This window comes from Chryseolinea lacunae (assembly GCF_016735595.1).
In the GTDB taxonomy this organism is placed as follows: Bacteria; Bacteroidota; Bacteroidia; order Cytophagales; family Cyclobacteriaceae; genus Chryseolinea; species Chryseolinea lacunae.
Map to the genome: position 1 here is coordinate 11,820 of NZ_JAERRB010000011.1, position 21,235 is coordinate 33,054.

Consider the following 21,235-nt stretch of genomic DNA (forward strand, 5'->3'; position numbering starts at 1 on the left):
GTTGACAGCATCTTTTGTTGCAAAGGCCTCTACACTTTGCTTCCCTTCCGCTTATTCACATATTCCTTCGGTCCCATACCAAACTGCTTGATAAAACACTTGTCAAAGTAGGAGTGACTGTTAAAGCCAACTTCCAACGCGACCTGGCTGATCGTGAGCCTGCCTTCCAGCAAAAGTTTCAAACTCTGCTTGAGACGAATGGACTTGATAAACTCATGCACACTCTGGCCGGTGAGCGTTTTTATTTTTGTATAGAGGATGCTGCGGCTGATGCCGAACTCTTCGCCAAGAATGCGGGCATCAAGCGTGGTGTCGCTCAGGTTTTGGTTGATGAACTCGATGAGGCGGTTCAGGAATTCTTCGTCGCGTTTGTTCACCACAATGTTTTCGGAATGGGTGGTGTTGTCGCCGAGGATGTTGTCGCGCATGCGTTCGCGCACTTTTTCCTGGTTTTGGATGAGGTTCAGGATCACCTGGATGAGAATTTCTTTTTTAACGGGCTTGGTCAGATACGCATCGGCGCCCGCTTCATAGCCCGACAGCTGACTTCGCTCTTCCGATTGGCTGGTGAGCAGGATCACGGGAATGTGGCTGGTAGAGGTGTTGCCTTTTATTTCTTTGCAAAACTCGATGCCGTTCATCTGGGGCATGATGATGTCGGAGATGATGGCGGTGGGTTGAACTTCAAGGGCCAGCGCCAATCCTTCTTTGCCATTCTCGGCTTCAAAGATTTCGAATGTTTCGGAGATGAGCAGCTTCAGGTAGGTGCGCAGCTCGCGGTTGTCGTCGACGATCAGGATTTTCTTGCCTTTGATTTTGGTGAGCTTTTCCATGGGGAATGCTTCCCAGAAACCGAGGGCAAGCGAGTCGTTGGCCACCGTCATCTTTGTGAGCTTTGTTTTTCCTTTCGTGGCGGCCACGGCTTTCGGCAGGGTGATGAGGAACGTGGTGCCCTTGCCTGCTTCGCTCTGCACCTCGATGCGACCTTTGTTTATTTCGATAAACTCTTTCGACACGATCAGTCCCAGGCCGGTGCCGCGTTCGCCGGCGGTGCCTACGGAGATGTTGCTTTTGTCGAGCTTGAACAGGGCTTGCAGTTGGTCGCGTGTCATGCCCACGCCGGTGTCGGACAGGCTGAGAATAATTTCGTCGTCGTGTTCGTGTGAGGTGATGGTGACGGTGCCATTGTATTCGGTGAACTTGACGCTGTTGCTCAGAATGTTCCGGATCACGGTGTTGGTCATGTTATAGTCCGCGAAAATGAAGTGCTCGGGGTTTACGTTAATTTGCAAAGTGATGTGTTTGTTCGTGAACTGTTGTTCGAGCAGTGTGGCATTCTCTTGCACGAGCTCCTTCACGCTCACAGTCACGGGCGAATATTCAATGCTCTTCGATTGCGTCTGCGACCAGTTTAGTAAGTTGATCAGCAAATCGTAGATGGCGTTCGACGATTTGTAGATGCTGTTCAGATATTCCTGTGCATCCTTCTTTTCCAGCTTGGTGAAATTGTTCTTCACAAAATCAGAAATACCCGTCAGGGCTGAGATGGGGTTCTTCAGGTCGTGGGCCAGGATGGAGAAGAAGTGATCTTTGGTTTTGTTCAGCTTCTGCAGTTCATCCACGTGATGCTCCAGCTTTTGGTTTTGACCGGAGATGTGCATTTGCTGATCAAGAATTTTGTCGGACTGCCGCAGGATCTCTTCGTTAAATTCTTCGAGGCGTTCTTTCTGTAGATTGATCTCTTCATTTCGTTCGATCAGAAATTCATTGGCTTCGCTCAGCTCGTGTGTGCGCCGTTGCACTTCGTCTTTCAGAAACTCGTTTCGTTTTTTGATGGCATTCACTCTGATGTAGAATACACCACTGATGACTGTGATGGCCAGAATAACTACTGCGAACTTAAACCACAACGTCTTCCACCACGGGGGCAGAATAACGATGCTGAATTTGTTTTCAGCCTTGTCCCACGCGCCTGCAATGTCCGTGTAGCGAACGCGGAGTGTGTAGGTTCCCGGATCAAGGTTGGTGAACGACACCTTTCTTTCTTTTTGCAGATCGATCCATTGGTCGTGCAGCCCTTCCAGGATGTAGGCATACTGCGTCTTTGTGGGCGAATAAAAATTAACGGCAGCAAACTCAATAGAGAAGAACGACTGCTCATGGGTGAGTGTGAGCTGATCGGTGAGCGACAACACTTTTTTGAGCGGCGACGTGCTGCTGTTGGGTGTTTGCTTTTGATTGTAGATATAGAGGTCTGTCAAATAGAAGTGCGAGGGGATGGGCAAGGCCTTGAGGCTGTCGGGATGAAATGCGTTGAAACCTCGCGGACCACCCAGGTAGAGTTTGCCGTTCTTTGCACGCAGCGCGGCTTTGTGAAAGAAGGTGTTGCCCTGCAAGCCTTCCGAAGCGTCGTAGCGTTTCAGCGTGTGGGTGTCTTCATTAAAAGAGATGATACCTTCGTTAGAAGTGATCCATAGCGTGTTGCGCTCGTCGGCCACAATAGCCTTCATGGTTTCGGGCAGGTGAAACTTTTCGCTGAGGCGCACAAAGTTGTTGGCGCGTTCGTCGTAGCGGTCCAGTCCGCCCGATTCACTGATCACCCAAATCCTTCCGGTGTTGTCTTCCGTCACCATGTTCACGGAGTTGCTGCTGATGGTGAGGGTGTCGGTGGAGTGCGTGTAGTGGTCCAGGCGTTTGCCATCGAACACGAACAGGCCGCCATAGGTGCTGATCCAGAGACGTTGTTTCGAATCTTTATACAGGTGGTTTATCCACGCGGGCAGGTTCAGGTTGAAGGGGAAGACGGTGTTGTTTTTGTGATGGATAAACGCGCGGCGTTTAAAGTCATAGGCCGTCAGCCCTTTCCCGTGTGTTCCGATCCAGAGAATGGTGTCGTCTACCAGCAGCGTTTTGGCGTCGTTATATATTAAGGAGTTCTCGTTGGCCGGGTCGTTCACAAAGTTGGCGACGCGATTGGTTTGCGGATCGAATTGAATAACACCACCGTGCCAGGTGGTGAGCCACAGGTTGCCGTGCGCATCGCCTTTGATGTCGCTGATGGCGTTGCTGCTGAATTTATGGGTGGCCGCCGTGAAGCGTGCGAACGATTTGTTGCGTGGATCAAACTTCAGCAGCCCGCCGCCGTCGGTGCCGATCCAGATGTTTTGGTTCGTGTCTTCATAGAAGCACGTCACGGTGTTCGACTCCAGTCCTTTCACATTGCCCGTAGTGCGCAGGTAGTTTTCAAAAACGTTTTTGGTGGCGTTGGTATAGAACAGGCCGTTGCCGTTGGTGGCAAACCAGATGTTGCCAAAGCTGTCTTCACAAATCGAACTGACAGAGAGAAATTGATTTTGATTGTTGTCGTTCAGCGTTTCGGTGAGTGGTTCGGGATGGTCGCCGTCCATATAGAATAAAGACTCGCGGCCCACGCCAATCCAAATGGTTTTGCGCTTGTCTTCATAGATGCAATTGATGGTGCCTTGAATGGCCGACTGATCTTTGGTGAAGTGCGGATAGTGTTTCAAAACTTTCCCATGCGTGTTCACTACCGACACACCGTTGTCGGCCGTGCCCACCCAGATTTTGTTTTCGTGGTCGATGAGCAGACTTTTTATTTTGTCGCTGGCAATGGTGCGCGCATCGTTTTTGGTGTGGCGAAAGCTGGTGAACGTTTTGGTTTCGGGCGAGAACATGCGCAGGCCGTCGTTGAAGGTGCCTGCCCAGATGTTGTCGCTGGCGTCTACGGCCAGGGCAAAGATGATGTCGTCGCTGCTTTGGTTGTTGTGCCACTCCGATGTGCCGCGCGTGTGGTCGTAGGTGCAAAGCCCGAACGAAGTGCCCAGCCAAAGTCTGTGTTTAGAATCTTCGAGAATGGCGTTGACGGGAATTTTCTGGCCCTGTTGGCCGATGGTGCATTTAATAAAACCGTCGATGGCGCGGTCGTAGAGGTTCAGGCCTTCTATGGTGCCGATCCAGAGGTGACGTTGGCTGTCCTCAAACACCGAATAAACGATGTTGTGATTCAGGCTGTTGGGATCTTTTTCGTTGTGATAATATTTTTTGAATGCATAGCCGTCCCAGCGAAAGAGTCCATCATAAGAAGCGAGCCATAAAAAACCATACGAATCCTGATACACAAACTGGAAGTCGCTGGTAGGCAGACCGTTTTCGCTCGATAGATTATAGATGTTATAGTTGCCGCGTTGTGCAAACGCGAGCAGGGTTGTCAACACTAAAATTGCGGTGATGCTGAATCTTCTCATAAACCTTCCTCCGGTCAAAATCGCAAGCCGCTCGTGCCTTCTATATAATAAGGAGATTGGCGCCCTTCAAAATTAGCAAGTTTTGCAGGCAGATGGCGCATTCGATTTTTTGAACGGTTCAATCGAATGAAATTTTTAGGAATCCGGACTATTGTACAAGAGTCCGAGCAGCGTCGCCGCTACTTTTAGGCCCATTATTCAACTAAAAACATCATTTATGATAAAACGACGACTACTCTATTACCTGACGGTGCTATTCTTTTTAGTCCCCTGGGTTGTGCAAGCACAGTCCGATGGGTTAGTCACAGGCACAGTAAAGGACGGCCAAAGCCAGCCCTTGCCCGGTGTCTCTATCATGGTTAAGGGAACGTCCACCGGCACCACCACCGACGCCGACGGCAAGTTCAAACTTCAGGTCGGAAGTGCCGACGCCACACTGGTGTTCTCGTTTGTCGGCTTCCAATCGCAGGAAGCTAAAGTGGGTTCGCAAACCGAATTCAACATCGTGCTCACCGAAGACATCAGCACCTTGCAAGAGGTTGTGGTGGTGGGCTATGGCGAAATGAAAAAGAGCGATCTCACCGGTTCGGTGGCCACATTGAAAGGTGACAACCTCAACAAAACACCGGCGTCGTCGATGGACCAATTGCTGCAAGGAAAAATTGCTGGCGTGCAAGTCATCACCAACGGTGGTCAGCCGGGGTCGGGTGCCACCATCCGTATTCGCGGTGCCAGCTCACTCAACGGCTCGAAAGATCCACTGGTTGTGGTTGACGGGTACCCCTGGGGTGATGCCGGTAACTTGAAACAGATCAACCCCGACGATATTGAATCGATTGAAGTGTTGAAAGATGCATCGGCTGCCGCCATCTATGGATCGCGCGGTGCCAACGGTGTCATCCTCGTCACCACGCGCAAAGGTCGTTCGGGCTCGCCCCGCATCACGTTCAACACGCTGCAAACCGTATCTACACTTGCTGTGAAGCCCGACGTTTGGCGCGATCCGGTTGAGCAAGCGACCTACGATAACGAGGCGGCCACAACAGGCGGCTCATCACCTGCCGACATTCCGTTCATCGGCACCACACGCGGCGGCGTTTATTATCCATCTATAGCCGAGCTGCGTGGCCTTGATCCCAACAAACCACAATGGCCATACAACACCGATTGGGTTGACCTTGTATATCGCAATCCACATTCGCAGAGCTACACACTCACGGCCGATGGTGGTTCGGATAAAACAAAATATTCTATTTCGGGCAACTACTATAAAGAAGACGGTCTTGTCATCGCCAACGGCTACGACAAATACACCGGGCGCATGAACCTCGACCAAAAGCTCACCAACGCGGTGACGGTGGGAACAAATGTGATTCTCGCCTACACCAACAGCCGTGGTCAACAGCTCGGCGCCGGGCGCTCGCCCATCTGGCCGGTCTATGATGCCAACGGCGACTACTTCAAAACCAGCGCCACCGATTTTGGAAACCCCATTGCCCTGGCGAATGAGTTGTATAATAAAACAAAAACATTCGACCTGCTGGCCAGTGTGTATGCCAACATCAAGATCACAGATTGGCTGCAGTTCCGCACCACGCTTAACACAAAGTTTGGCAACTCGGTGCAGGATCAATACGATCCCATCAACAGCACACAACGCGCACTTGACAACAAAGGCAGCTACGGCTCCATTGTTAACGGCAACTACAACGACTTGCTGAACGAAAATTATTTCACCATCAACAAGACGTTTGGCGATGTGCATGTGATCACGCTCACGGGAGGTTTCTCCATTCAGAAAACCACGAACCGCTTCAGCACACTCACCGGTCAGAATTTTGTGAACGACGTGTTGCAGAATGAAAACCTGGGGTCGGCCGGCACTATGCTCATCTCGAACGATCTGCAACGTTTTGGATTGCAGTCGTGGTATGGTCGCGCCAACTATGTGCTGAAAGATCGTTACCTGTTCACGTTGACGGGTCGTGCCGATGGTTCCACAAAGTTTGGTGCCGACAACAAGTGGGCGTTCTTCCCTTCGGGCGCCGTGGCGTGGAAGATTCACGAAGAAAATTTCATGCAAGCCATTCCGGCCGTGTCTGATTTGAAACTGCGCGCCAGCTATGGCCTCACCGGTAATCAGGGCATTGCGCCGTATCAAACACAGGATCGTTTTGGTTCTTACAAATATTATGTGGGCACCGGTTTCAAAACCGGTTTTGGTCCTGGCTTTGCCGGCGCCAACGACGAGCAGGGACGCACCGTGGTGTCGGGCCTTGGCAACAGCAAGCTGAAGTGGGAAACCACCAAGTCGTTTGATGTGGGCCTGGACATCGGCATCCTCGATCAACGCTTCACGCTCACCGCCGACTATTACATCAAGAACACATCGGACCTGTTGCGTCTTCAAACCATCGCCCCGTCATCGGGCTTCGATCGCCAGTGGATCAACGACGGCGAGATCAGCAACCGTGGTGTGGAGTTGGGCCTCAACGCAGAAGTGTTGACAACCGATGCGTTGACATGGACCGTGGGTGCAAACTTCACCATGAACCGCAACCGCGTGGTGTCGATGGGCGAGAGCGACAGGGTGCTTATCGGAACACTGTATGAATCGGTGCGCCAACAGATCAGCACCTACACCGTGAACCAACCGATGTATGCGTTCTATGGCTACAAAACCGACGGCATCATTCAGACGTTGGAAGAAGGCATCAAGGCAGGCCTGACGGGTCGCGACGCAGAACCTGGTGAAATAAAATACCTCGACATCTCCGGTCCCGAAGGCAAACCCGATGGCGTGGTGAACGAATTGGATCGCACCATCATTGGCAATCCCAATCCGAATTTCATCTACAGCTTCAACACCAATGTGCGCTACAAACAATTCGATTTCTCGGCACAGCTCTATGGCGTGCAAGGCAACGACGTGTTCGATTTTCAAAAGATGTCGCCCAGCCGCCAGCTGCAGCGCTGGACACTCGACAACCCCAGCAACGACTATCCCCGCGCCAACAACTCGCGAGGTTATCGTGCCTCCGACTTTTTCCTGACCGACGGTTCGTTTCTGCGCTTGCAGAACGTGACGGTGGGCTACAACCTGCCCTCCGAAACCATCAAAGGTGTGAAGAGCCTGCGTGTGTTTTTCTCAGGCAACAACCTCTACACCTTCACCGGCTTTCACGGCGGGTTTGATCCGGAAGTGGGAGAGCTGAGCATCAACAACGGCAGCTACCCCAGACCGCGTGCCTTCACACTCGGGTTGAACATTGGTCTCTAACATGTATTAAAAAATGCTGAACATGAACTACAGAAAATATTTATACGGAACCTTCCTCACGGCCGCACTGCTCAGTTGCTCCGACATGGAAGAGCAACCCTATGGCATCATCAACTCCACCACGTTCTATAAAACACCGGAGGATGCCGAGTCGGCCATTGTGTATTGCTATTCGATTTTGCCCGAAGTGGGCTACTATTCCAGAGGCTACACCATTGTGACGGAGTTGCCCACCGAAAACCTCACGCAGAAAGGCGACGCAGGCACGTCGAACTTTGAATTGGACGAGTTGCGCACCACAGCCACCAACTCCAACCTGGACGATATGTGGACCTACATCTATCGCGGCATATCGCGCGCCAACGGTGTCATCACCAACGTGCCCAACATTGCCATGAACCAGACCACACGCGATCAGATTGTGGGTGAAGCCTACTTCCTGCGCGCCCTGCACTACTTTAACCTCGTGCGTATGTTTGGTGAAGTGCCCATTCGGTTGCAGACCATCGATACGCCAACGCAAATTCCCCTGGCAAAGTCGCCGGTGAAAGATGTGTATGACCTCATCATTGCAGACCTGAAACAATCGGAACAACTCATCACGGTGCCCCGCATCAGCGAAGGCCGCGCCAACAAAGTGGCCGCACAAGGTTTGCTGGCGAAAGTGTATCTGCACCTGGCGTCATCCAAAAGCTCAGCCTCACCAGGCTATGAGTTTGTTAGCAATGCCGACGAAATGTATACACAAGCCGCTGCCTACGCAGGCAAAGTGGTGAACGAACAAACCACCTTTGCCTTCACCGACAACCTGGTAGACATCTGGAACACCGAGATCTACAAGAAAGCCGCCGTGAGCGAACACATCTTCGATGCGGCCGTCGATCGCAGTGGCGACCGCGAAGGAAGTTTCTCCAAACTGCCCAACATGTTTCTTCCGGCCGACAGGCCCATGGAGATCGTGTATAACCCCAGCGATCCGGCCAGCGCAAAGATCAACATCGGTCAGGGCTGGAGTCACTTCAGAACAGAAGCGAACCTCTATAACAACTATGCCGACGACGACAAGCGCAAGACCGACTTGATCGTGTCCAAATACTGGAACGCCGGAACAGAATACAACCTCGACATCACCAGCAGCTCGCGCCCGTTCACGCGCAAGTATATCGATCCCCTGCGCATCGGCGACGCCAGCAGCTGCAACACACCCATCGTTCGCTACTCTGATATTTTATTGGTGTATGCAGAAGGCGTTGGACCCACAACCGAAGGTTATGCGGCCATCAACAAAATTCGCGCACGTGCCGGTGTGGGCGACCTGGCCCCGGGACTTAGCGTTGACGCCTTCCGCAAGGCGGTGGTAGAAGAACGCGCCAACGAGCTGGCCTTTGAAGGCAATCGCCTCTTCGACTTGCGTCGGACAAACAGCATGGAAGAAGTGTTGGTGAACAAGTATGGCAAGACCATCACCAGCGGCGCCTATTTCTTTCCCATACCCCAACGGGAAATTGACACCAATCCTTTAATGAAGCCTTAAACATTCGAACCATGAAGATGAGAATCAGTATTCAATATAGTTTTGTGATCGCGGCGCTATTGCTGTGCAGCTCGTGTCTGAAAGATCCCTATAACGATGTGGTGAGCAACGAACGCTCCATCGAAGCGGTGACTTTGGGTGGAGGACTAACGCAGGTTGGTCCCGCCATTGTGGATCGCGAAGCGGGAAAAGTATCGGTGCAGGTGTTGATGGAAGCCAACACCAAGCTCGACAACGTGTCGCCCATTTTGCAGGCATCCTATCACGCCACCACATTTCCCGCATCGGGTGAGCCGGTAAATTTTGAGGCAAGCAACAACCAATATACCTACACGGTAACGGCGCAATCGGGCCAGACACGCGAGTGGGTGATTGAGTTGGTGCCCTTCACCGAAACACTTCCGGGCACCTACAAAATCACCGGACAAGTTTTGTATGGCGGCACCGGGCCCGAGTATGGCGGCGGCGGTGTGATGAAACTCACTGATAAATCGTGGGTATGGCCCGCAACGGGTGGCCCGGCGGCAGAAGATGACAACATACTCACGTTCGAATTCAAAGGCGTGACTCCTGAAGGCCACACGTTTGGCGCCGTGAGCAACACCGCCGGAACCGACGGTCTCTATGCCGACTATCAATTCATAGACAAGGTTCCCACAGACGTGAACAAGTTCTATCGCAAAATTCCCAAAGGCGAAGGCACATGGGAACGCGACTACAGCAAACAAACCATCACGTTCAAGTTTGCCGACGGCACCACAACCACCGGCTCAGTCTCTGACGCGAAGACCATCGACCTCGGCAACGGCCTTTCCAAAACCATTGCCGACAAAGCCTTCGACTTCATCCTGAACGGCACCGACGACTGGGGAAACATCTATTCCGACTACGACAAGATTGTGAAGAAGCCACGACGCTTCTGGATTGACGTGAAGAAGCAATGATGCTCGTTCACGTTCGGGATCTCCACCGCGCAACCGGCAGGAGAGATTGGAATAACAACACTAACACAAAGCAACAGCTGGGTTAGGCTGGCGAGGCGTTGGCGATCCTGCGGGATTGTCAACGCGCTTGCGGCTTTGAACCGGTTGACTATCTAACGCCTTATGGTAAATATTAAAAAACGTAGCATGCATATATTCCTGTTCCTAACGGTACTGTCATGTGGAACGCTGATTCACTGTGAAAAAGAAACTGACCCCGTTACCATTGTGCCCGGAGACACCACAACCATACATCCCGACACGGGCTTCAAAACCCTGAACTATCTCTACAAGATTTCGGGATCGTCTACGCTGTCGGGCATTCACAACCGCGAGCCCAACAGCGCACCGGCAAAGTGGACCAACGAAATTTTTAACACCACAGGAAAATATCCTGCCCTGTGGAGCGGCGACTTTTTGTTCCAGCAAGACAACATCAACAACCGCCAGATCATGGTGGAAGAAGCATTGAAGCAATGGAGGAAAGGCGCTGTCGTGAACCTGATGTGGCACGCATGCAACCCCGCGCTCTCGCAACCCTGCGAGTGGAACACCGACGGTGTGCTCAGCAAAATGACCGACGCCCAATGGACCGAACTCCTCACCGACGGAACCCCCATCAACACCAAATGGAAAGCGATGATGGACGAAGTGGCCACCTACCTGCAATTCCTCGAAGACAACAAGGTGGAAGTGTTGTGGCGCCCTCTTCACGAAATGAACCAGGGCGCTTTTTGGTGGGGAGGTCGCCCCGGCGCCAACGGCACACGCAAACTCTATCAACTCACACACGACTACTTTAAAAACACCAAAGGCCTCACCAACCTGATCTGGGTCTGGGATGTGCAAGACTTCGAAACCCTGACCAGCGACGTAACCAGCTACAACCCCGGCGACGAATACTGGGACGTGCTGGCCCTCGACTTCTACGACAACGGCAGCGGCTACTCAACACTAAAATACACCACCATTGTGAACGCCGCCAAAGGCAAACCCATTGCCATCGGCGAATGCCAGAAGCTTCCCACCGTCGCTCAATTGATCGCCCAACCCAAGTGGTCCTTCTTCATGAGCTGGTCGGAATTAACGTTTGATAGTAATTCAAATGAAGAGATAAAGGCGTTGTATAAAGGTTTATATGTGAAGACGCTTGATGAGTTGCCGGGGTGGTGATTGTGTTGAGTAGTAAGTTTAGACGAAGAGTAGTTTAGGTAAACGAAAGGCCCGGCGATGAACCGGGCCTTTTATTTTGATCGTAATAGCAGTAAAGAATGCAAGAACATGACATTGAAATTCGTCGGGTTCCACCCGACGAACGATGTGCATCAATGCCTGTATCGCGGCGATCGCACGGTTCGGCTCTTGCGAATGCTCACCGTTTTGTTTTTGGGATAACGCACGGTGAACGCAATCTTAAACTTCGACGTCTCACCCGAACCCAGCGTCTTCACCCATTGAAGACGGCCCGAAGGAGCGTTGAGGTTTGCGCCGGAAAGTTCTGAGGTCTCTACGGTGATGTCCTTTTCCTGCGACACAGGAATTTGATCCTGCACGCGAATAGAGACAGGCACCTTTCTATTGTTGCGCAGCTGAATTTCATAGACAAACGATTCGCTCCGTTTGCCGCCAATAGACGGTGTGTTGCCGGTGTCTTCCACTTTGCTGCGGCTCACCACAATCTGGTTGTCGCGGCCCAAGGAAAGTTCGAGTGTGTCGCCGATGAGGCGTGTGTTGATGTTCGACTCGCCCACATAGGCATTGCCGAAATAGACTTTGGCCGTGCCGTCCATCAGGTTCAGTTTTTCCCAGCCGGTGACTTTGGCCAGCAGGAAGGCGCTCATCTCAAGTTTCGGGAGTGTGATGTATTCGAAAGATGCCTGAAGCGATTCGTCTTGCAGGGTGATGTGGTAGGGTTGACCGTTCGCGGCAATGGTGTGGTGCTGGTCCAACACGAATGAAGTGTTTAGTTCAGACACGGTTCGTTCTTCTGTTTCGGCTGAGGCAACGCTTTTGTCTTGCGATAGGTTTTGGGCGGTCGCGTTCAACGTTCCTTCGTTGGCTTGCGAGGTGTAGTTAAGAATCCAGGTGGTGAGGTAGGGGCGGGTAGCATTTTGGGAGATATCGCCGGTGGAGAGAGACAGTTTCACGTCACGCCAGTCGATGTGGGTTTCGTTATAGATGTCGGCTTTGTATTTCAGTGTGACAGGCTTGCCGATTTCGGGAGCAACAATGTCGTAGGAAGCTTCCCATCCGCAGTCGTTCACGAGGTGGCGCAGGCGGAACTCAACTGCTTGATCGGTTTTTGAGTTCACGGTTACCACCACCGTGTAGCGCAAGGGGTTGGTCTTTTGACTTTCGGCCGTAAGCTCGTTGGTTTTTTGCTGGAGCAGTTGCGTGAGTTTGCTCTGCGTTTTTGTCAATCCAAAAAGAGCCTGATTAATTTTCAGCGTTCGTTCGCGAAAAAAGTCTGCGGCTTTTGTCAGTTCCACTAGCGACACGGCAGCCTGCGCGCCGCCGAGGTGTTGATTCTGCTCCAGCATTTTTTTCTCCACCTGGTAGGCGTCAATCTGATTGTTGACAAGGGCGATGTTATCGGCCAGCAACGCCGTGGTGTCGGTGAGCGCTTTCACACGCGGGTTGATGTCTTGCGCGTTCAACGTTTGTGTTTCGGTAGACACCGAAACCACATCCACCGTGCTGCCCACCACCACCTGCACGCTGTTTTGTTCCAGCGCTGGCGACAGGCCTTTGAAGTGAACCACGTTGGTTCCTTTTTTTAACGACACAGATTCCACAAACTGAATTTCGGCGCCGCTCAGGTAAACGACAACTTCCTGGATTTTCGGTTTGAGAACAATGGGTTGCTGACTAAATGCCGTGAACCCACACAGCAGGGCGATCAATGCGAAACTAACTTTTTTCATAACAGGAGGGTAGGTACAAAGTTTTAGAGAAGTAGAATGAGGCACCCATTTAGGGGTAAGCGATAAACGCACGGTATGTGTCGTTGCGTGTTTAAGTATACAAGTTTTTTGTGATTGAACAACTGGTTTAACGACCGGCGTTTCTACTTCGGAATGCGCCAAGTCCCGGGGCGGGAGACTTGGCTTCGACAACATGCTTAAGGTAATATTTAAATAGGGTGACTATCACTATATAGTCTCCCGCTTTGGGGACCATGTTGTTTTGAAACCACTACCTTTCCTGACGCTAAAATCTCCCTGTCAGTTTTCATGTCGGCCACGTTTTTCCAGATACAAAATCCCCATTCAGCTTTGGCTGGTGTATCAGCTCCGGGCTTCTTTTCAAACATTTTTTATATTTACACTTCCTGACCTTGATTTGCCCTGTGAAAATGTTGAAATGGCTTCTTCCGATCGTGTTGTTGTGTGGGATATTCCAGGGTGGTGTTGCGCAGAAGCGTAGCCGCCTTCAGCACATTTCGGTGGAGGAGGGGCTTTCACAAAACACCGTCAACACCATTTTTCAGGACAGCCGCGGCTATATGTGGTTTGGCACACAAAACGGACTGAACCGCTATGACGCCTCCAACTTTCTCGTCTTCAAACATTCGCCCGAAGATTCTACCAGCATTGCCAGCAGCGACATCTACGCCATGCACGAAGACCGTCGCGGCACACTCTGGATCGGCACCCGCGCGGGCCTCTCGAAATACAACCGCGACCTCGATCGTTTTCTGAACCTGGAAGACGATGCCCAAAACGAATTTGCCATGCGCCCCGTGTGGTGCATGGCCGGTGCAGCCACCGACGACGACCTGTGGCTGGGCGCATCGGGCGGACTCTTTCAGTTTAACACCGTCACCCAAAAATTCAGGCACTTCAAGATCAACGACAGCTTGCAGAACGCGAACTCCATCCGCGCCATCTGCCGCGACCGCAGTGGCAAGCTTTGGGTTTGTCCCACCATTGGCAAAGTGCGCGTGTTCGACAAGGCCACGTCGTCGTTCATGGATGTGAATGCAGCCGTGGCCCACCACATGCACGACGTCACGTCCATCATGGAAGACTCCGAAGGGTTTATCTGGATGGCGCGCGAAGATGGTTCGTTGTTAAAGTACAACCCGGGCGAAGGCACGCTGCAGGAACTGAATGCGCTCAAAGGCAAATATCCCATCCGTGTCATCACCGAAGATCACGAAGGAAGAATCTGGATCGGCACCGACAAAGGCGGCGTGTTTCTGCTGAACCAGGACAGCAATTGCTTCATTGGCCTGCCCGACAAACAGGAGAACGGAACCAACGTGGTGCTGTCTTTTTTCAACGACGCCAAGGGCGACATGTGGCTGGGCACGTATCATGGCGGCGCCTATCTGTTTGATAAAATCGACACCACGTTCAATCACTTCAGTCCCTATCCCGAAGTGAAACACGCCAACGAAAGCAACTCGGTGCTGGCGGTGTTCACCGAAGGAAAAGAAGTGTGGCTCGGCACAGACGGCGGCGGCCTGGTGCGCCGGCGCGACGGTTTGGTAACGTACTTCCGGAACGAACCCGGCAAGAACAGTCTCGCAGGCAACACGGTGCTGAGCATCTCGAAGGACAAGGCTGGACTGTTATATCTGGGCACCTATGCCGACGGCCTTTCGGTGTTTGACCGAACCACAAACAAATTCACCACCTACAATCAAACAAACGGCCTCAACGACAACAGCGTGTGGACCGTGTTTCACGATGGCGACCATGTGTGGATCGGGACAAACCGAGGCGGCCTCAACCTCTTTAATAAGAAAACAAAACGTTTCCGCTACTTCACCAACACGCTCAAAGACAAAAGCAGCATCAGCTCCAACACCATCCGCTGCATCTATAAAGACAGCCGAAGCAAACTTTGGGTGGGCACCGTGTCGGGGTTGAATGTGCTGAACGAAAAAGACAGCACGTTCTCGTCGTTCTTTCATCGCGAAGGAAACACCATCAGCGATGCCAACGTGCTCTGCATCTATGAAGACTCCCGGCGCAACGTGTGGTTTGGCACACATGGTGGCGGCATCAACCGCTATAACTATCGCACCAATGAGTTTGAGCGCTGGCAGGAAAAAGATGGGCTGGCCGGAAACATCGTGTATGGCATTCTCGAAGACGGCCAGGGCAACCTGTGGGTGAGCACCGACAAAGGCATTTCGAAATTTGACATCGAACGCAAGGAGTTCAAAAACTTCGACACCAAGAGCGGCCTGGAGAGTTCGCAGTTCAACACGGGTGCCTACTTCAAGCAGAGCGACGGCAGAATGTATTTCGGCAACATCGAAGGCGTCACATTCTTCTATCCGCACAACATCCGCCAAAATGCATTTGTGCCTCCCATTGTGTTCACAGATTTTTACCTGTTCAACAAACCCGTGAGCGTTGGCGAAAACTCGCCACTAACTGCTGCCATCGACGAGACGCATGAGATTGTGCTTGACCATTCGCAGTCGGTGTTCAGCATCCGGTTTGCCGCGCTCAACTTCACCCACGCCGACAAAAACCAGTTTGAATATCAGCTCGAACCCTTTGACAAGGAATGGATACGCACCAACAACACGCACACAGCAACCTACACCAACCTGGATCCGGGCACCTACACCTTTAAAGTGAAAGGCTCCAACAACGACGGCGTGTGGAACGAAACCTTCCGCACACTAACCATTGTGATACGGCCGCCCTACTGGAGCACGTGGTGGTTCCGCATGCTGGTGGTGGGCATGCTGGCCATGGCGTTGTATGTGGCCTACCGTCGCAAAATTAGCCAGATCAAAAAGCAGAAGGAACTGCTGGCATCGCTCGTGGCTGTGCGCACCGCCGAGATCGAAGAGAAAAACAATCTGCTCCTGGAAACCGAAAAGCAAAACGCGCAGCTCATGAACCAGAAGCTGAACGACGAACTCTCGTCGCGCAGCAAGGAACTGACCAACTACACCCTGCTCATCATTCAGAAAAACCGCCTGCTCGACGAGCTCAAAGGCAAGCTGAAAGAATTTATACGCCACCCCGGTTCATCCAACCTGCGCGACTTCCGCCAGCTGGTGCAAATGATCAGCCTCAACTTCAGTTCCGAAAAAGAGTGGCGCGACTTCGACGAGAACTTCAACCGCCTGCACGAAGGCTTCAGCGACAAACTACGCACCCGCTTCCCCGACCTCACCGGCAACGACATTAAACTCTGCACCCTCTACCGCATCGGCATCCCCACCCGCGACATCGCCGAAGCCATGGGCATCTCCCAAACCAGCGTGAAAATGGCCCGCTACCGCCTGCGCAAAAAACTACAGCTTTTGCCGGACGAGGATATTCAGGTGTTTCTTCAAAATATCGAGTAAGAGATATTGAATAGCAATGACGGGAGATGCCTTGTGTTCAACGTAGCGGTGAGGTAGGCCGCTGAACAGATATCATGAAGGATAATAAAGTAAGGATGAAACACTCTGATAGAAGGAAGATATTTTACCTGAAATTTGATTCGCGCGATATCTTAGATTCCCTAATCAGCTTTCGAAGTATTTGATCCGTCCGCCTTTTGAATTACACCCGATCGTCTTAATAATTCAATGTATCCTTCTTTTGTTAGAGGACAATCGAAGAAATTCTCTGCGTCGTGGCTGTTGGTGAAGTAGAGTTGTGTTTTGATGCGAGCCATTAAGTTTTTATCGTATTCAATGGCTCCGTGACTGAGGTATATGAAAACTTGTGATTTCTTCCCCTCAACTTTCAGGTGGAAATATTCGTGGTGGCTTTTTTGTTTGCCCGAAATCTTCTCGAAGCCCTTCTTTAAGAGTGCTTTTTCGATGTCTCTTGTTTTCCTAGGTTTCATTTTGGTTAACGGATTTGATAATATTTTGTAATGCCTGCTTCACGGCGATGGCTTCCGTAGTAAGATTTTTATCATCTTCCAGATAGATCGATTCGATGAAGGAGATAAAGGTGAAACTAAATGCTTCCTCTGCTTCTTTTCGATCTTGTCCCCATGCAGTGATGTTAAAGGGAGGATAGGATATAATGAAGTGGCCCGTTTCTTCGTCGTATGACACAGGTGCAGAAATAGTATTATTAAACACAATTCTTTTGTCTTCGAAGTGTAAAGTGTTGACTTGATACGGATATATTGGCTTCACAGGTTCTTCAAATATACGATGCATCTGATCTTAATTTTCTGGAAGAAACGGCTGAGTTTATTTTAGTTCGCCTTTTAAATAAGGGCTTTCGTGTTCAAAAAGCAAACGCTCAGGCGTGGTGGCCCGAATCAAGAGAAAACGACGTGACCGTTCTTTCGACGAATACCATAGATTCGCTAGCGATATGTTCATATTTGCTACCGAACCGTTAGCCAGTGAGTCAAATAATTCGAGTTAGAATTATTTTTTTAATGCCATGAGTTGCAGCATTAAAAAGCAGATTTCAAGTCTGCATTCCCTGGAGCCATTTAACGAACCTATCGATTTAAAGAGAATGAGACATTGCGCGACAATTGCTCGGTATCGAAAATGCAGGTTTATACAACCGTCAAGATCCACGAAGCTTTGGAGTATTGAAATGTTAGAATTGACTCTTTTGCTTTTCTGAATCGGAAATATGTATCCTACAAATCCATCACCCCAAATCCTTGCGGGAACTAAAGTTAACGGCCTCCAAAGGGGTAAAACCACTTCACGTGCCGATTCGGCGTTGTTCGTTTTGGACATCGTGGGTGCTGTTCATGATAGAGGATATGGCATAAGAACCCACCCACAGCCCTTGAAATCGGTTGCATCTCTCATCTCCTCCAATTCGCCCGTCCAGCCAAACCCATACACTCCCCTGTAGCCCACTAAATCCGCGTAGTCGTCTCAAAATCCACATTTATCTCATCATTGTAGCCCCAAAAATGGGCTTGGTAGGTTTTATTGTAGCCCCATAAAGTTTCGGGTTTTGGGTTGTTAAGGGAATATTGTATCGCCAATACGCCCTATTCGTAAATTTTTATTAACCCTAACCTACATGAAGAACAACTTTACAAAAATCGGGATGACAGCCCTGTTGCTGCTGTTCGTGTTGTGCTGGAGCCGACAGGTTCATGCGCAATCCGTCGTTCTTTCCGGGGTGGTCACGTCTGCAGAAGACAAGACGCCATTGCCGGGAGTTTCCATCGTCATCAAGGGCACGTCGTCGGGCACGGTCACCAACTCGGCCGGCAACTACACGCTGGAAGTGCGGCGTGGAAGCACCCTCGTCTTTTCCTTTCTTGGAACCAAGACACAGGAGGTCACCGTAGACACACAAACCCAAATCGACATCGCCCTGATCACCGACATTACCAACCTCGATGAAGTGGTGGTGACGGCCCTGGGCATTAAGCGTGAGAAAAAAGCGATTGGCTATTCCGTGTCCGAACTGTCGGGCTCGCAATTGTCTACCGCTGTGGAAGTGAACGCCGTCAACTCCCTTTCGGGAAAAGTGGCCGGTGTCGACATCTCCACCAACACGGCTGGCCCCACGGGCTCCACCCGCGTGGTGATTCGCGGCGCCACACGCCTCGACACCAAAAACCAACCGCTCTATGTTATTGACGGTGTGCCCATGGACAACTCCGATATGGGTTCCGACGCCACCAACTGGGGCGGCTATGATCTGGGCAACGGCATTTCGAACCTGAACCCGAAAGACATCGAAACCATTTCGGTGTTGAAGGGCGCGTCTGCTTCGGCGCTCTATGGATCGCGTGCATCGAACGGTGTCATCCTCATCACCACCAAATCGGGCAAAGCACAGAAGGGCCTGGGTGTGGAGTTCACCAGCAACTTCACGGTAGAGAAAGTGCTGTCGAAGTTCGACGACTATCAAACCGAATATGGCATGGGCCGCAACGGCGAATTGCCTTTGGAAAACAATGCACAGAGCACGCAGGTGGCGTGGGGCGCAAAGCTTGACCCCACTCAAAACGTGAGCATCTATAACGGACAACAAAAACCTTACGGTGTTGTAGACAACAACATACTGAGTTTCTTCCGCACGGGCACCACGGCTACGAACACGGTGTCGGTTTCGGGTGGCACAGACAAAGCAAAAATTCTGGTGTCGGCATCCGACATGCGCAACCGCGACATTGTGCCCAGCACAGGATTGAACCGGAACACGTTTCTGGTGAACACGTCGGTTACACTCGGCGAAAAACTCACGCTCTCCGGCAAAGCCAACTATGTGGTAGAGAAAGTGAAGAACCGTCCGGCGCTTTCCGACAATCCCAACAACGTGGGGCTTGCCTTGCTGGGCATCGCGCCCAACTTCGATCAGCATTGGCTGGGCGAAAACTACAAAGACGATCAGGGACGCTATGAAGACTGGAACGGTGGCAACATCTACCGCATCAATCCCTATTGGACCATTAATGAATTGCAAAACGAGTCGTCCAAAAACCGTTTGATGGGCTACCTGCAATTGAACTACAAGTTCACCGACTGGCTCAGCCTGCAAGCCCGCGCGGGCACAGACAACACACGCTTTCGCTACACCAACTATTCGCCCAAGGGAACACCCACGGTTGAGTTAGGTCAGATTGAGGAACAATCAACCGATGTGACGGAGAACAACTACGAAGCCATGCTGCGATTCGATAAGAAATTTTCGGAAGACATCACGTTGGGCGCGTTCGTGGGTGGCAACATCATGAGTTACAAACGCGAGAACTTCGGCTTGCTGGGGCAGGACATTATCCTGGAAGACATTCATCCGATCAACAACTTCAAGACCATACGTCCTTCGTATGCCTATTTCCAGAAGCAGGTAAACTCTGTGTTTGGTTCGGCGCAAATCGGTTATAAGGAAACGTATTTCCTCGATGCCACCTTCCGCAACGACTGGGCATCGACGTTGCCGGATGCAAACCGTTCCTATTTTTATCCTGCCGTTTCGGGAAGCTTTGTGTTCTCGAACGTGCTGCCCGACAGCAAAGCATTGTCGTTTGGCAAAGTGCGCGCTTCGGTGGCACAAGTGGGTGGCGACACCGATCCTTATCGCCTCACGATGACCTATGGTCTTCAGGACTTCACACACCTTGGCAAACCACTGGGTCAGATTTCGAACACACAAATTCCCAACGCCAAGCTGAAGCCCACCGAAACCCTTTCGTGGGAAGTGGGCACCGACCTGCAATTCTACGAAGGAAGAATCCGGTTAGACCTTGCTTACTACAGCGCAAAGACGGTGAACCAGATTCTCGGTCTCAAGATTCCCCGCACCGGTGGCTATGAAGCCGCCGTGATCAACGCGGGCGAAATCACCAACAAAGGTTTCGAGATTGCTTTGTCGGGCACACCCGTGTCAACCGCGAGCGGCTTCAAGTGGGATGTGGGCGTGAACTTCACACGCAACGTCAACAAAGTGGTGTCGCTGCACGAACAGATCAAATCGGTTGAACTGTCGGCGGCCCGCTGGGCAGGTGCTGTTATTCAGGCGCGCGAAGGTGCTGCTTATGGTGTGATTGTGGGCAAGAAGCTGAAACGCGATCCCAACGGAAACATCATCCACACGGCCGCAGGTTTGCCGGTGGCTACAGACGAGTCTGATCAGACCATACTGGGCAATGGTGTTTACAAATGGATGTCGGGTATCAGCAACACCTTCACCTACAAAAACATGACGCTGAGTGCACTGGTGGATGTGAAGGTTGGCGCCGACATCTATTCCATGAGCAACGCGTTGGCCTATCAAAACGGAACGGCTACTGAAACGCTCGAAGGTCGTGCCGCATGGTATGCATCCGAAGAAGCACGTCAGGCCGCCGGTGTTGCCGAAGGCGCATGGACACCTACGGGCGGTTACATTGGCAAAGGTGTGGTGAACACCGGCACCAGCGACAACCCGGTGTACACGCCCAACACAACACCCGTAAATCCTCAGGACTACTGGCAGAATTTTCTGCAGAACTCTCCCGAGACATTCATCTACGACGCCACCTATGCAAAACTGCGCGAAGTTGTTTTCTCCTACAATTTCCCGTCGCGCATTCTGGGCAAGTCGCCTTTCCAAAACATCTCGCTGTCGTTTGTGGCGCGTAACCTGTTCATCCTCTATAGCAACATTCCGAACATCGATCCGGAGTCGGGCTATAACAACGGCAACGGACAAGGTTTTGAATATGGATCATTGCCTTCGCGCAGAAGCTATGGTTTGAGCCTGAACGCTAAATTTTAACAACA

The 21,235-nt window shown here is 51.5% G+C and carries 10 protein-coding genes; 6 read left to right on the plus strand and 4 right to left on the minus strand.

Annotated elements, in window-relative coordinates; translation table 11 throughout:
* Positions 1–29: 29 nt before the first annotated feature.
* On the minus strand, positions 30–4,265 hold the full coding sequence (locus tag JI741_RS24510; RefSeq protein WP_202014078.1) for a hybrid sensor histidine kinase/response regulator transcription factor: 4,236 nt from the start codon (positions 4,263–4,265) through the stop codon (positions 30–32).
* Between the two features lie 217 nt (positions 4,266–4,482).
* Between JI741_RS24510 and JI741_RS24515 the strand changes: the two genes are divergently transcribed.
* The 4 genes from JI741_RS24515 to JI741_RS24530 all read left to right on the plus strand — a co-directional run bounded on the left by JI741_RS24515 (position 4,483) and on the right by JI741_RS24530 (position 11,235).
* A complete protein-coding gene (locus tag JI741_RS24515; protein ID WP_202014079.1) occupies positions 4,483–7,545 on the plus strand; it encodes a SusC/RagA family TonB-linked outer membrane protein in 3,063 nt (1,020 codons plus the stop codon).
* A gap of 22 nt (positions 7,546–7,567) precedes the next feature.
* Positions 7,568–9,079: a RagB/SusD family nutrient uptake outer membrane protein gene (locus JI741_RS24520; protein WP_202014080.1), complete on the plus strand. Its 1,512-nt coding sequence runs from the start codon at positions 7,568–7,570 to the stop codon at positions 9,077–9,079.
* Between the two features lie 11 nt (positions 9,080–9,090).
* Complete coding sequence (locus tag JI741_RS24525) at positions 9,091–10,023, plus strand: SGBP N-terminal domain-containing protein (RefSeq protein WP_202014081.1); 933 nt, start codon at positions 9,091–9,093, stop codon at positions 10,021–10,023.
* A 186-nt stretch (positions 10,024–10,209) separates the two neighbouring features.
* A complete protein-coding gene (locus JI741_RS24530; protein ID WP_202014082.1) occupies positions 10,210–11,235 on the plus strand; it encodes a glycoside hydrolase family 26 protein in 1,026 nt (341 codons plus the stop codon).
* 152 nt (positions 11,236–11,387) lie between these two features.
* Here JI741_RS24530 and JI741_RS24535 read toward each other — a convergent pair whose 3' ends face one another.
* Positions 11,388–12,986 carry a DUF4139 domain-containing protein gene (locus JI741_RS24535; protein ID WP_202014083.1) on the minus strand — a complete coding sequence of 533 codons (1,599 nt, stop codon included), beginning with the start codon at positions 12,984–12,986 and terminating at the stop codon, positions 11,388–11,390.
* A 431-nt stretch (positions 12,987–13,417) separates the two neighbouring features.
* Between JI741_RS24535 and JI741_RS24540 the strand changes: the two genes are divergently transcribed.
* Positions 13,418–16,384, plus strand: a complete 2,967-nt coding sequence (locus JI741_RS24540; protein ID WP_202014084.1) for a two-component regulator propeller domain-containing protein — start codon at positions 13,418–13,420, stop codon at positions 16,382–16,384.
* 161 nt (positions 16,385–16,545) lie between these two features.
* Here JI741_RS24540 and JI741_RS24545 read toward each other — a convergent pair whose 3' ends face one another.
* Together JI741_RS24545 and JI741_RS24550 are read right to left on the minus strand one after the other, a co-directional pair.
* On the minus strand, positions 16,546–16,875 hold the full coding sequence (locus tag JI741_RS24545) for a type II toxin-antitoxin system HicA family toxin (protein ID WP_202014085.1): 330 nt from the start codon (positions 16,873–16,875) through the stop codon (positions 16,546–16,548).
* Complete coding sequence (locus JI741_RS24550; protein WP_202014086.1) at positions 16,865–17,200, minus strand: hypothetical protein; 336 nt, start codon at positions 17,198–17,200, stop codon at positions 16,865–16,867. Before JI741_RS24550 ends, JI741_RS24545 begins: the two co-directional genes overlap by 11 nt.
* Before the next feature lie 838 nt (positions 17,201–18,038).
* On the opposite strand from JI741_RS24550, the gene JI741_RS24555 reads away from it, so the two are divergent.
* On the plus strand, positions 18,039–21,230 hold the full coding sequence (locus tag JI741_RS24555; RefSeq protein ID WP_202014087.1) for a SusC/RagA family TonB-linked outer membrane protein: 3,192 nt from the start codon (positions 18,039–18,041) through the stop codon (positions 21,228–21,230).
* The last annotated feature ends 5 nt before the right edge of the window (positions 21,231–21,235 follow it).

What these genes read in the sequence shown, in the direction of transcription:
- JI741_RS24510 (WP_202014078.1), bottom strand. Translation starts at nt 4,265, where the DNA reads ATGAGAAGATTCAGCATCACCGCAATTTTAGTGTTGACAACCCTGCTC.
- JI741_RS24515 (WP_202014079.1), top strand. Translation starts at nt 4,483, where the DNA reads ATGATAAAACGACGACTACTCTATTACCTGACGGTGCTATTCTTTTTA.
- JI741_RS24520 (WP_202014080.1), top strand. Translation starts at nt 7,568, where the DNA reads ATGAACTACAGAAAATATTTATACGGAACCTTCCTCACGGCCGCACTG.
- JI741_RS24525 (WP_202014081.1), top strand. Translation starts at nt 9,091, where the DNA reads ATGAAGATGAGAATCAGTATTCAATATAGTTTTGTGATCGCGGCGCTA.
- JI741_RS24530 (WP_202014082.1), top strand. Translation starts at nt 10,210, where the DNA reads ATGCATATATTCCTGTTCCTAACGGTACTGTCATGTGGAACGCTGATT.
- JI741_RS24535 (WP_202014083.1), bottom strand. Translation starts at nt 12,986, where the DNA reads ATGAAAAAAGTTAGTTTCGCATTGATCGCCCTGCTGTGTGGGTTCACG.
- JI741_RS24540 (WP_202014084.1), top strand. Translation starts at nt 13,418, where the DNA reads ATGTTGAAATGGCTTCTTCCGATCGTGTTGTTGTGTGGGATATTCCAG.
- JI741_RS24545 (WP_202014085.1), bottom strand. Translation starts at nt 16,875, where the DNA reads ATGAAACCTAGGAAAACAAGAGACATCGAAAAAGCACTCTTAAAGAAG.
- JI741_RS24550 (WP_202014086.1), bottom strand. Translation starts at nt 17,200, where the DNA reads ATGCATCGTATATTTGAAGAACCTGTGAAGCCAATATATCCGTATCAA.
- JI741_RS24555 (WP_202014087.1), top strand. Translation starts at nt 18,039, where the DNA reads ATGAAGAACAACTTTACAAAAATCGGGATGACAGCCCTGTTGCTGCTG.